The 13,320-nt window shown below is 61.4% G+C and carries 7 protein-coding genes; all 7 read left to right on the plus strand.

What is annotated here, in order from left to right:
- Positions 1-88 precede the first annotated feature (88 nt).
- Entirely contained in the window at positions 89-1,051 is a 963-nt protein-coding gene (locus M1R55_RS01870) for an RluA family pseudouridine synthase (protein ID WP_249393063.1), read from the plus strand.
- A gap of 209 nt (positions 1,052-1,260) precedes the next feature.
- A complete protein-coding gene (locus tag M1R55_RS01875) occupies positions 1,261-4,155 on the plus strand; it encodes a DUF6022 family protein (protein ID WP_249393064.1) in 2,895 nt (964 codons plus the stop codon).
- 383 nt (positions 4,156-4,538) lie between these two features.
- Positions 4,539-6,401, plus strand: a complete 1,863-nt coding sequence (locus M1R55_RS01880) for a DEAD/DEAH box helicase (protein WP_249393065.1) — start codon at positions 4,539-4,541, stop codon at positions 6,399-6,401.
- Positions 6,402-7,061: 660 nt separating this feature from the next.
- Complete coding sequence (gene ilvB / locus M1R55_RS01885; protein WP_249394098.1) at positions 7,062-8,777, plus strand: biosynthetic-type acetolactate synthase large subunit; 1,716 nt, start codon at positions 7,062-7,064, stop codon at positions 8,775-8,777.
- Positions 8,774-9,394: an acetolactate synthase small subunit gene (ilvN, locus tag M1R55_RS01890; protein WP_168733628.1), complete on the plus strand. Its 621-nt coding sequence runs from the start codon at positions 8,774-8,776 to the stop codon at positions 9,392-9,394. Before ilvB ends, ilvN begins: the two co-directional genes overlap by 4 nt.
- 230 nt (positions 9,395-9,624) lie before the next feature.
- The gene (gene ilvC, locus M1R55_RS01895; protein ID WP_249393066.1) at positions 9,625-10,635 is read left to right on the plus strand and encodes a ketol-acid reductoisomerase; all 1,011 of its coding nucleotides are present in this window, start codon (positions 9,625-9,627) and stop codon (positions 10,633-10,635) included.
- Between the two features lie 166 nt (positions 10,636-10,801).
- A complete protein-coding gene (locus M1R55_RS01900) occupies positions 10,802-13,141 on the plus strand; it encodes a DUF11 domain-containing protein (protein ID WP_249393067.1) in 2,340 nt (779 codons plus the stop codon).
- Positions 13,142-13,320 lie beyond the last annotated feature (179 nt).

Here is a 13,320-nt window from a genome sequence, read left to right on the forward strand (position 1 = left end):
CCCCGAACCTCACCGCCCCAGCACCTTAGACCCTGGACCTTTAGACCCTCAGACCTCCCCCACCAACGAACGGGGTACACTGCCCGCCGTGTCAGACGCCTCCCCTCCCCTGCAATTCACCGCCGCTCCCGGACGCCTAGACACCGTGCTGTCTGTACTTGCGGGGGCCAGCCGATCCCAGGTGGCTGCGTGGATCGGGGGCGGGCATGTGCAGGTAGGCGGCCAGACCGTGCACAAAGCCAGCCTGAAACTGCGCGGCGGCGAGAGCCTGAGCGTGGATGTGCCGCCGCCCGCCCCGTCGCAGGTGGAAGCCGAAAACGTGCCCCTTGACGTGCTGTACGAAGACGAATTCATGATCGCTGTGAACAAGCCGCCCGGCATGGTCACGCACCCGGCCCCCGGCGTATACACGGGCACACTGGTCAATGCATTGCTGGGCCGATTTGCGCTGCCGCAGCAGGAAGGCTTTGATGAAGAAGGCGGCTACCGCCCCGGCATCGTGCACAGGCTAGACCGCGAAACCAGTGGCGTGATCGTGGTGGCAAAAACGGTGCAGGCCCACGCTAGGCTGGCGGCCAGTTTCAAAGACCGGGAGACGAGAAAGCTGTATCTGGCGATCGCCGCTGGATCGTGGAAGGCCGACCATCCGGTGCAGCTCGACGCTCACATTGGCCGCCACCCCATTCAGCGCCAGCGCATGACCGTTGGCGGTGCAAATCCCCGCAAGGCCCAGACGGTCTTTGCGCCGCTGAGTGCCCACCCAGACGGACACGGGCGCACGCTGGCGCTGATCCGGGCCGCGCCGCGCACAGGCCGCACGCACCAGATCCGGGTGCATCTGGCGCATCTGGGCAGCCCAATCCTGGGAGACACCGTGTATGGCCGCCCCAGCGAACTGATTGGCCGCCACGCCCTGCACGCCCAATTTCTGACCCTGCCGCATCCGGCTACCGGACAGCCCCTGCATCTGCACGCCCCCGCCCCCGACGACATCATCAGCGCGTGGATCGCAGTCGGCGGCAACCTGCCAATTGGGTTGGAACGGGACTGAGCAGCAGGCTTGACCATCAAGATATCTGACTAACATTATCCCTAAATCGATGACTTTCATCATCATTATAGGCAATTTCGCTTATTGTCTTTATTCCAAACTCTGCTAAAGTCGAAAGCTGCTGCCGACTCTTTGGACATGCAGATGTGCTGAATTAGTCTTGTGTTGGAACACTCTAGAAACTCGTTTTGATCTGGTGAAGGAGCGCCATGAACCAAGATGCCCTGACGCAAGACGCACAGAGCCAGACTGCACAGAGCCGAGACACCCAGAGTCAATCTGCATTGCTCATTCCCTCTCCTGCCGATATTCACAGCCTCGCAGCCTGGGCCGATGCACACCTGAAAGCACACTGGCAGGGCGTCCTGACCCAGCACCGGGCCAAACTGGACACGGCCTATGCCAGAGCCGGAGACATGGCTTACGGCACGTATCAGCAGCTCCTGTTCCGCGACATCAAGCGGGCGTTGCGTGAGGCAGGCATGACGACCCACCCCGCTTTGCCGGGCGACTTTGGGCGCTCACGCGAGTGGGGCAATGCCGACGAAACCCATCAGGAACGCTGGATGTGGAGTGGAGTGACGGGGCCGGACGGCACACCGCTGGGAACGCTGGTACATATCGTGCCACACGACCACAGCGGGTTCCGGATTCCCCAGCGCCCCAGTATTTTTGGCCTGACCCAAACCGAGTTGACCGACATAGAGGCGGCCCTGAGTGAGCTGTCGCCCCAGTTTGCGGCGGCCCAACCCTTTGACGAATGGTACGCCGGGTATCTGGCCCAGCAAGAAGCTGTGCAAGACGAATCTGCTCAGAAGCAGGACGCACAGGCAGGAGCATCCATGATCGAAGAATCTACGGCCACCACAGTCTCCTCCGGACAATACATTCAGATTCGTGGCGCACGCGAGAACAATCTCAAGAATATTTCGCTGGATATTCCCAAGCATCAGATCACGGTGTTTACAGGCGTGTCGGGGTCGGGCAAATCGTCTTTGGTCTTCGATACCATCGCCGCCGAAGCCCAGCGCCAACTGAACGAGACGTTTACGGCCTTCGTGCAGGGATTCATGCCGCATTACGGCCAGCCCGACGTGGATTCCATCGAGTTTCTGAACGCGCCCATCATCATCAACCAGAAGCGAATCGGCGGTGGCTCGCGCTCCACGATGGGCACTTATACCGATATTTCAGCGTTGCTGAGGCTGCTATTTTCGCGTGTGGGACAGCCTTACGCGGGGCCAGCCTTCGCCTTTTCCTTCAATACGCCGCAGGGCATGTGCCTGGAGTGCGAAGGCATCGGCAAAACCGTGCAGCTTGACTTGGACGCCTTCCTTGACCGCCGCAAGTCGCTGAACGGCGGCGCGATCCTGCATCCCGATTTCAAGGTAGGCAAATTGCTCTGGAAGAGCTACGCCCTGTCGGGCCAGTTTGACCTCGATAAACCGGTGCAGCACTACAGCGAAGCGGAGCTACACAACCTGCTTCACGGTGACGGCGAAAAGGTTGATTTGGGGATGGGCTACCTGAAATATGAGGGTCTGGTAGACCGCTTCAACCGCTCGTACATCAAGAAAGATTCCGGAGCGATGTCGGAGCGCAACAAGGCCGTGTTCGAGCAGTTCGTGAACACCCAGACCTGCCCGGTCTGTGAGGGCGCACGGCTGAATGCGGCAGCGTTGGCCTGCCGAATAGACGGGCGCAACATTGCTGAGTGGTCGGATCTGGAAGCCACCGAACTGATCGGCGTGTTGCAGACCCTCAGCGATCCGGTGGCCGTAAAGGTGGCCGCCAAACTCCGTGAGCGCATTCAGCATCTCATCGAGATCGGGCTGGGTTATCTGAGCCTCAGCCGCGAAACGGCCACGCTGTCGGGGGGCGAATCGCAGCGGATCAAGATGATTCGGCACCTCGGCAACAGCCTGACCGACATGCTGTACATCCTGGACGAACCCAGCGTGGGCCTGCACGCCCGCGATGTGGCCCGCCTGACTGGCCTGCTACGCCAACTGCGCGACAAGGGCAACACGGTGCTGGTGGTGGAACACGACCCAGACGTGATCGCGGTGGCCGACCATATCGTGGACATTGGCCCCAGAGCGGGCACGCACGGCGGCGAGGTGGTCTTTGAAGGCTCGGTGGCCGACCTGCAAGACGCCGACACTCTGACCGGGCGGTATTTGCGCCAACACTTGCCAATCAAGACCAACGTGCGGAGCGCCACCGGACACCTGAAGATTCAGGGGGCGAACCTCAACAATCTGAAAAACGTGTCGGTGAACGTGCCGACGGGCATTTTGACGGTGGTGACGGGCGTGGCAGGATCGGGCAAAAGCACCTTGATCAACGATGTGTTCTTGGCGCAGCATCCCGGCGCGATTGTGATCGATCAGGGGCGCGTAGGGGCCAACAGCCGTTCGGCTCCGGCCACCTACACGGGCATCATGGACGATATTCGTCAGGCGTTTGCCAAAGCCAACGGGGTCAGCGCGTCGCTGTTCTCCTTCAATTCGGAAGGCAGTTGCCCGGAATGCAGCGGCCTGGGCGTCATCTATACCGATCTGGCCTTTATGGAAGGCATGACGACCCGCTGTGAAGCCTGCGGTGGCAAACGCTTTAAGCCCGAGGTGCTGGAGTACCATCTGCGCAGCAAAACCATCAGCGACGTGCTGGAAATGACCGCCGAAGACGCCCTGTCCTTCTTTATCGAAAAGAAAGTCCGGGCTGTGGTGCAGGCCATGAACGACGTGGGGCTGGGCTACCTGAAGCTGGGGCAACCGCTGAGTACCGTGTCGGGTGGTGAGGGCCAACGCCTGAAACTGGCGACTGAACTGCACAAACAGGGCAGCGTGTACGTGATGGACGAACCCACCACCGGGCTGCATCTTTCCGATATCGGCCTGCTGATGAGCATGATCGACCGCCTCGTGGACGCCGGAAACACCGTGATTCTGATCGAACACCATCTGGACGTGATTCGTCAGGCCGACTGGATTATCGATCTGGGGCCAGAAGGCGGCAGCGCGGGCGGTCAAATCTTGTTCGAGGGGCCGCCTGCGCTGCTGTCTCAGTCGGAGCGGAGTATCACGGGGCAGTTTATTTGAGGTAGAACTTAAACCAATATCGGTTCAGACATGGGCTGCCTTCAGGGTGGCCCCCTTTGTTTTTAGCGGTGCAAGACGGCCTGCTGTATTCCAAAAACCCACAGCCACTCTTCTGTTGCAATACCTAACTCAAAGGGGCATAGGCCTTAAAGCCACAGCGGTTTTTTGTTGTCTGGCACATACTCCAGCAGCAATCAAAAGTGCATTGCTCCAAACCCCCCCCACATACCCCTTGACCTTTCCCTCATATCCGTGTATAGTTTCAATTCGTGCGCCGCTTAGGAAGTGCCTAGCGGCTGGAAGGTGCCCCCACATTCAGGACATGCTGCCGATCAAAGGCATTTGCGAGTCACTGGGGCTGTGCTTTCCCGAAAGGACTACAAATGAACTTTGATCAATTGATCGCGCCCGAACTTGTGGCGCGCCTCGCTGAACGTGGCATTACCGAAGCTAGCCCTATTCAGGCAGAAACCCTGCCCCATACCCTTGCTGGCAAAGACCTGATTGGCCGCGCCCGCACCGGAACCGGCAAAACGCTGGCCTACGCGCTGCCCATCATCATGAAGCTGGACGCCAGCCGTGAGCGTGGCCGCGTGCCCCGCGCCATCATCGTGGCCCCCACCCGCGAACTTGCCAAGCAGGTGGCCGAAGAATTCAGCAAGACCGGCGGCGACCTCGTCACCGTGACCGTGTACGGCGGCGCAGCTTACGCTCCCCAGGAAAATGCTCTGCGCCGTGGCGTGGACATCGTGGTGGGCACTCCTGGCCGTCTGATCGACCACCTGGAGCGCGGCAACCTCGACCTGAGCGGCGTTGAATTTGCCGTGCTAGACGAAGCCGACGAGATGTTGAGCGTGGGCTTTGCTGACGCCATCGAAACCATCTTGCAGCGCACCCCTCCCACCCGCCTGACCCAGCTCTTCAGCGCCACGCTGACCGACGACATCCGCCGGATTGCGCGTCAGTACCTGCGTGAGCCTGTGCTGGTCGACCTTGTGGGCGAAGGCAAGAGCCAGGTTGCCCAGACCGTCGAGCACCTGAAGGTCAAAGTGGGCCGCAGCCGTACCCGCGTGCTGGCCGACCTGCTGACCGTCTACAACCCCGAAAAAGCCATCGTGTTTACCCGCACCAAGCGCGAAGCCGATGAACTGGCGATGGAACTGATCCACCGTGGACTGGAAGCCGAAGCCCTGCACGGCGACCTGGCCCAGAGCCAGCGTGAACGCGCCCTCGGCAACTTCCGCAACGGACGCGCTGGCGTACTCGTCGCCACCGATGTAGCCGCCCGTGGCCTCGACATCCCCGAAGTGGATTTGGTGGTTCAGTACCACCTGCCCCAGGATCCCGACAGCTACGTGCACCGTTCGGGACGCACGGGCCGCGCAGGCCGCACCGGCACCGCCATCGTGATGTACGGTGACCGCGACGGACGCGAAATGAACGGTCTGGAGCGCGTGACGGGCGTGCGCTTTATCGAGCGCCCCCTGCCCACCCCCAAAGAAGTGCAGTCTGCGAGTGCCAAGGCTTCTGCCGACCTCGTGCGTCACGTCGACCCTGCCGCCGCCACCACTTTCCAGGTGGAAGCCGAGCGTCTGTTCAGCGAACTGGGTCTGGAAGCACTGGCCCGCGCACTCGCCAAGATCAGCGGTGTCAGCGAGCCTGTGAAGGCCGCCAGCTTGCTCAGCGGTGAAGAAGGTCTGACCACCATCATCCTGCACGCCGAGCGCATGAGCGTTCCCCGCGCTGTAGCCGTGATTGCCCAGAACTGCGACGCCGATACGCGCCGCCTGGGCCGTGTGCGTCAGTGGCGCGGCGGTGCCGTGGCAGACGTGCCCAGCGAGTACGTGGCCAAGCTAATGGCTGCCAGCCCTCTGGGTGGAGAAGTCACTGTAGAAGTGGCGCAGGAACTCCCCGAATTGTTCGAAGCCCCCACCCGTGAAGGTCGTCAAGGCGGCTATCAGGGCGGCAACCGTGGCAACCGCGATGAAGGCGGCTACCGTGGACGCGGCCAGAGCGGCGGCGGACAGGGCGGCTACCAGGGTGGCGGTCAGGGACGCAGCCAGAGCGGCAGCAGCCAAGGCGGGTATCAGGGCGGCGGACGCAGCCAGAGCAGCGGCGGCTACCAGGGTGGCGGACGCAGCCAAGGCAGCACTGGCGGACAGGGCGGCTACCAGCAGCGCGGCGCACAGGGCGGACGCCCCCGCGAAGACTTCGCAGACCGCGAATTCGTTCCTGCCGGACGCTAAAGCCTAAGCGAGTTTTAGAACTCCCAATGGGAATGCCCCTGCCGAAAGGTGGGGGTATTTTTTGGTGTATAGGGCGGGTCAATCGCTGAATTGCCCCCTCACCCGCTGCATAGGCAACGCCCCTTTCCCACGAGGGGCGAGGGATAAGGGCAGAAGAATCGTGGGCTGTTCGCTCCTTATCCTTGAGGAGAAGGTTGGGACTCGCAGAGCTGCGAAGCAGAGGGGGCAACCAGCAAACGTGTCCGCCCCACCACCTTAGACCTTTGGATGCCCCACCCTAAAACCCACCCCGCCTCCACCAAACGCCCGTTTGTGTCCTGGCCCGTAACGCCCCCGACGCCCATGTCATCTAGACGCGCCTTGACCCGCAGCCCCCGCAGACCGTAGGGTAAGGGCATGAGTGCGTTCCGTCTCGTGGTGGTAATTCTTAGTTTCGGGGGTTGTGTCCGAGGCTGAGCGCCACCGCGTGCTACCACACACCCCCGCCCAAGCGACAGGGCGGGGGATTTTTTGTTCAGAGTCCAGGCCACAAGCAAGGTAAGGCAACAGAAAGGCAGGCAATCCAAGGGAGGAACACAGATGACGCAGGGCAGCGGAAAGGACGCAGGGCAAGACAGCGAAGGGCAACACGCCGCAGGACATGAGTTAGACCGGGGGAGCATGACCGGAGCGAAAGCTCTGTGGGCCACGCTCGCCAATCACGGCATCAGCACGGTCTTCGGCTATCCGGGCGGGGCAATTATGCCCGTGTACGACGCGCTCACGTTTTATCCAGAGGTACGGCATGTGCTGGCCCGCCACGAGCAGGGCGCGATTCATGCCGCAGAAGGCTGGGCAAAGACCACCGGGGAAATTGGCGTGTGTATCGCCACATCCGGCCCCGGCGCGACCAATTTGGTGACCGGGCTGGCCGACGCCATGCTGGACAGCGTGCCTCTGCTGGCGATTACGGGCAATGTGGCGCGGCACCTGATGGGCACCGACGCTTTTCAGGAAGCCGATATCACGGGGATTACGCTGCCCATTACCAAACACAACTACGTGGTTCGCGACGTGGAGGAACTGCCCCGCGTGATCGCCGAGGCCATCCGGATTGCGCGGAGTGGCAGACCCGGCCCCGTGCTGGTAGACATTCCCAAGGATGTGCAGTTGGCGGCCTACAGCGGCCAAGTCGCCTACCCGCACGCCCGCCCCGAGCATCCCGCGCCCAAGCCCGAGGCGATTGCCAAAGCCCGCGAGCTGCTGCTGGCCGCCAAAAAACCCGTGATCATGGCAGGCGGCGGCTCGCTGGACGCCAGCGCCGAAATTACGGCCCTCGCCCGCGCCTGGGATATTCCCGTGATTACCACGCTGATGGGCCTGGGCGCGTTCCCGTCCTCTGACCCCCTGTGGCTGGGCATGCCGGGAATGCACGGCAGCGTGGCCGCCAACCGCGCCATCAGTGAAGCCGACGTGCTGCTGGGCATCGGCCTGAGATTCGATGACCGCGTGACGGGCCGCGTGAACGGCTTTGCGCCCAACGCCGCAATTATTCATGTGGAACTGGACGCCGCCGAAATTGGCAAAATTGTGCGGGTAGGCGTGCCGGTGCGCGGAGACGCCGTGGTGGCCGCCAAAATGCTGACCGAAGGCGCACAGAAATTAGACCTGCCCGACTGGCATGCGCAGATAGTGGAATGGAAGGGCCGCACGGTCACCCCGACCGAGTGGGGCGCTGGATTCGCCGTGAAATCGGTGGTCGACCGCCTGCGCCCCGACGACATTCTGAGCAGCGATGTGGGGCAGCATCAAATGCTAGCCGCGCAACTGGCCCGCTTTGAAAAACCGCGCCGCTGGATCAATTCGGGCGGATTGGGCACGATGGGCTTTGGCTTTCCGGCAGCCATCGGTGCGGGCATGGCTGAGCCCGGCGTCACCAGCATCGTTATTGCAGGAGACGGCGGATTCCAGATGACCCTGCAGGAACTCGCCACCCTCAAGATGTACGACATCCGTAACGTCAAAATCTGCATCATCAACAATTCTTATCTGGGCATGGTGCGCCAGTGGCAGGAACTGTTCCACGAGAAGCGGTACAGCGAGGTCTGGTTGGGCGACTCCAACCCTGATTTTGTGAAGCTGGCCGAGGCCTACGACGTGCCCGGCTACCGCGCCTCCAACGCCGAGGAACTGCCCGGCATGATCGACGCCTGGCTGGCAGACCCCAAATCGGCCCTGCTGGAAATCGTGGTGCCACATGAGCACGGCGTGTTCCCGATGGTTCCGGCGGGCGCAGCCCTGTACGAGATGATCGAAACCGAGCCGCCCCGTAAGCAGCCCACGCCTGATCTGTCGGCAGAGATGACGGCGGCAGCCGAGGAGGCGAAAAACGCATGAGCGACTACACGATGACCGAGCAGCCCAAAGACCACCTCGTTTCAGCACTGGTGCGCGACGAACCCCGCGTGCTGACCCGCATCACGGCCCTGTTTGGGCGGCGCGGTTACAACATTCGTAGCCTCAGCGTGGGCGCAACCGAGCATCCCGGCCTGTCGCGCATGACCTTCGTGGTCACCGGAGACCGGGGCGTGGTGGAACAGGCCATGCGCCAACTGGAGAAACTGCATGACGTGGTGCGGATCATCGACCACAGCCTCGAAAAGTTTGTAGACCGCGAACTGGTGCTGGTGAAGGTAGCGATTTCGCCCGACAGCCGCGTCGAAGTGCGCCAGATCGCCGAGGATTTCCGCAGCCGGATCGTGGATGTGGGCCGCCACGCCCTGACCTTTGAAGTGACGGGCGACGAGGGCAAGATCACTGCGTTTATTGAGCAGATGCGCCCATTTGGGATTCTCGAAACCATGCGGACGGGCCGGATTGCCCTGACACGCGGCAGCAACGCCGACATTCCCAGCCACGTCTACCACGACGGAGAAACCGAAACGCTGCGCCCAGCGGTGGAAAGTGTGGAGCCGAGGGAAGAGCGGGCGCGGGATGTGCCGAATTTGTTCTGAGGAGTACTTCTTTCTGTTGCTGAGGGAAGTCTGAGATTCTGGGTCAACCCGCGTTGCTGACGCAACGCCCTCGTCAGGGGGGGGACAAAAGCTCTTGTACTCCCTTCAGGGGGCTGGCGGCGTAACAGATTGGGGGTTTACACGCAACTTCAATCTGACTCAGAAGCCAAAACCATCCTTACCTAGCCCACACTCCCCCACCCACCGCCCAAATACAGGAGAATCCACAAATGGCTGCAACGATGTTCTATGACCGCGACGTGTCTCTCGACTTCATCCAAGACAAGCTGATTGCGATTATCGGCTACGGCTCTCAGGCACACGCACACGCGCAAAACCTGCGTGACAGCGGCCTGAACGTGGTTGTGGGCCTGCGCGAAGGCAGTGCAAGCAAGGCCAAAGCCGAGCAGGCGGGCCTGAAAGTGGTCAGCATCGAGGAAGCCACCAAAACGGCAGATGTGGTCATGCTGCTCATTCCCGATGAGAACCAGCCCAAAACCTACGCCGAAAGCATCGAGCCGCACCTGACCGCAGGCAAGGCGCTGGCCTTCGGACACGGCTTCAACGTGCACTTCGGGCGCATCAAACCACCCGCCGATGTGGACGTGTACCTCGTGGCCCCCAAAGGCCCCGGCCACATGCTGCGCCGCGTGTACGCTGACGGTGCGGGCATGCCCGGTATCTTTGCCGTGCAGCAGGACGCCAGCGGAAAAGCCCGCGAGATTGCGTTGGCCTACGCACGCGGCATCGGCTGTACCCGTGCAGGCGTGCTGGAAACCACCTTCAAGGAAGAAACCGAAACCGACCTGTTCGGTGAGCAGAGCGTATTGTGCGGCGGCGTGACCCACCTGATTCAGGCCGGATTTGAAACCCTGGTGGAAGCAGGCTATCAGCCCGAAATCGCCTACTTTGAAACCCTGCACGAAGTCAAACTGATCGTGGATTTGATCTACGAGAAGGGCTTTGAGGGCATGCGCCACAGCATCAGCAATACCGCCGAGTTTGGCGACTACGTGACTGGGCCACGCATTATTACGGACGAGACCAAGGCCACCATGAAAGACGTGCTGACCGATATTCAGACCGGAAAATTCGCCGAGCGGTTTATTGCCGACGCCGAAAGCGGTTTTCCCTATATGAACGAGCAGCGCAGCAAAATGCGCGACCACAAGCTGGAAACGGTGGGCAAGGAACTGCGCGACATGATGCCCTTCATCAGCAAGAAGGCGCTGGAAGTTTAAACCACAACCCACTGTTGTTTGCTGTGCCCTGCCCGGAGCGCTCTGGGCAGGGCACATTTGCTATGGGCACACCTTCATGGGGGCATATCTAGGCAAGTAAATATCTTGTCGGCCATGAAAAAGTTCACTTGAAGGATATGACTCTCAGTGATCTGGCAGCTTGCCTATGATCGAACAGTTGGGGCGGCGGATCATCTGGAGACTGAGCTTGGTGGCCGCCCTGTTAATCTGGTCACAGGCGAGCGCCCAGCAAGCGTTTGCGACGCGTTACAGCAATCCCTTTACCAACGGCGACATCATGCTGATCGGGAATGTGAACTACTACTGCACCGCTGATAGAACGTTGGCGAGCGCCACGCAGGCCAGCAGATGCGCCAGCGCCCGCGCCGTGCAGCTGGGGAATCTGAACAATACCATCACCAACAATCAGGTGTATCTGGTCAACAGCGATACTGATAACGATCCTGCCACCATCAACTCCAGCTCTGCCACCCTGAATCTGACCTCTGGCAGTAGCGTGCTGTTTGCGGGGTTGTACTGGAGTGGCTCGTCTAGCAGCGCCGCCAATCGCCATTCAGTGTCTTTTGGTCTGCCAGGACAGGCAGTCTGCTCTCTTTCCTCGACAAACGTGGCCCGAATAGGCAACATCTATCAGGCGTTTGTAGACGTGACAGCACTCGTTCAGGCCGGAGGCAGCGGAGCCTACACGGTGGCCAACATCAACAGCACGCAGGGCGCGGGCACGTGGGCCAACTGGACTCTGGTGGTGGCCTTCAAAAACAGCGCCCTCCCCGTGCGAAACCTCTCTGTGTTCGACGGCTTGCAGAACGCCAGCGACCCCAGTGTTCCATTGGATATCGGCGTCAGTGGATTCCTGACCCCCAGTCTGGGCACCGTGAACAGCACCATTGGGGTGGTGGCTTACGACGGAGACCGGGGAGCCGGCGAGGGAGCCGGAACCGGAGGCAGCCTGCAATTCGGGGCCAACAGCGCCGCGCTCAGTCCGGTATTCAATGCCGCCAACCCCGTCAACGATGTGTTCAACTCCACCATTTCGGCGCTGGGCACAGAGGTCACGGCAGGCCGCAATCCCACCTTCTCCAATACGCTGGGTCTGGATATAGACACGTTTGCCCCCAACACGCCGCTTCCCAACGGCAGCACGTCGGCAGTGGTGCGGGTCACCGGAAGCTCAAGCGACGTGATCTATCCGGGCATCATTACCCTCGCCACTGACATCTTTTTGCCCAACCTCAAAGACGGTCTGGGCAAAACAGTGACGGATCTGAATGGCGGGCGCGTGCTCCCCGGAGACCAACTGGAGTACGAATTGGTGATTAAAAATCAGGGCAACGACGGCACGGCAAACGTGGTGCTGACCGATGTGCTGCCCGCCAACACCAGCTTCGTGCCGGGTTCGTTGAGCCTGACGGGGGCCAATGCCGGAACTAAAACGAATGCGGCAGGCGACGATCAGGCCGAATATGACAGCGCAGGCAACCGAGTGGTGTTCCGGCTGGGCACAGGCGCAACGGCCTCGGCGGGCGGCCTGATTCTTCCCGGCAACGAGGCGCGGGTGCGCTTCCGGGTACAGGTAAACACGGGCACTCCCGGCGGCATGGCCATAGACAACACGGGCAACGTGTCTTACCGCCAGCAGACACTCGGCAATACCATCACCGACGCCAGCGACAGCAATTCCGCCCTGCCCGGTGACCAACCCGCCACCGTGATCGTCAGTGGCCCCGACCTGACGCTGACCAAAACGCATACGGGCAACTTTACGGCGGGGCAACCGGGCAGCTTTATATTGCGGGTTTCGAATGCGGTGGGCTGGGCGGGCAGTTTGGGCACGGTCACGGTCACTGACACCCTACCTGCCGGAATGATCGCCCAAAGCATCGGTGGCGCAGGCTGGATCTGTACCCTCTCACCTCTGGGCTGCACCCGCTCCGACAGCTTGGCGGCAGGCGCGGTATTCCCCGACATTACACTGACGGTGATGGCGGCCAACGCAGGCAATTACACCAATGAAGCCAGCATCAGTGGCGGCGGCGAGGAACCCACCGCAGAGGTCAACAACAGCGCCAGCGACGCCGCAACGGTGGTTCTGGTGCGCCCAGTGGTGACGCTGACCAAAACGGTGCGCAACATCACGCGGGCCAGCGCGGAAAGCGTAAACGTAGCAGGCTCGCCCGGCGACCTGTTGGAATACTGCGTCAACTTTGGCAACACGGGCGGCGCGGCCCCCAACTTTGTACTGAAGGACGCCCTGCCCGCCGAGACCAAGCCCAGGCTGGACGGCTACGGCCCCGGCACCGGCCCGGTTATTGGCCCTTCGACAGAACTGGGCTTGCGTCTTACCGTGAATAGCGCCGTGACCGACCTGACTTCGGCCCCTGACGCAGACCGGGGTGAGCTGGTGGGGCAGAATATGAAGCTCAACCTGGGCACGCTGGATGTGGGCAGCACGGGGCGGATTTGCATGCAGGCGAATATCCGCTGAGCCGGGAATCGCCGCACCCGTGTAGACGTGTGGGGTTGCCTTCATGGTGCCCGCCCTGTACAGTCTCCGTATGCAAGTATCTGGCCTGCTTCTTCTTAGCGTTCCTCCGGTGGAGTGAGCGGCTAAGAACCGTGTCAGCCCCCCCGGAGGAACGCCCTTCGGGGGGTTTTCTTTGGTTC

The sequence above is a fragment of the Deinococcus sp. QL22 genome, from assembly GCF_023370075.1.
In the GTDB taxonomy this organism is placed as follows: domain Bacteria; phylum Deinococcota; class Deinococci; order Deinococcales; family Deinococcaceae; genus Deinococcus.

Excerpts from the sequence above, each read along its gene's own strand:
- ilvB (WP_249394098.1), top strand. The coding sequence starts at position 7,062 with ATGACCGGAGCGAAAGCTCTGTGGGCCACGCTCGCCAATCACGGCATC.
- M1R55_RS01880 (WP_249393065.1), top strand. The coding sequence starts at position 4,539 with ATGAACTTTGATCAATTGATCGCGCCCGAACTTGTGGCGCGCCTCGCT.
- ilvC (WP_249393066.1), top strand. The coding sequence starts at position 9,625 with ATGGCTGCAACGATGTTCTATGACCGCGACGTGTCTCTCGACTTCATC.
- M1R55_RS01875 (WP_249393064.1), top strand. The coding sequence starts at position 1,261 with ATGAACCAAGATGCCCTGACGCAAGACGCACAGAGCCAGACTGCACAG.
- ilvN (WP_168733628.1), top strand. The coding sequence starts at position 8,774 with ATGAGCGACTACACGATGACCGAGCAGCCCAAAGACCACCTCGTTTCA.
- M1R55_RS01900 (WP_249393067.1), top strand. The coding sequence starts at position 10,802 with ATGATCGAACAGTTGGGGCGGCGGATCATCTGGAGACTGAGCTTGGTG.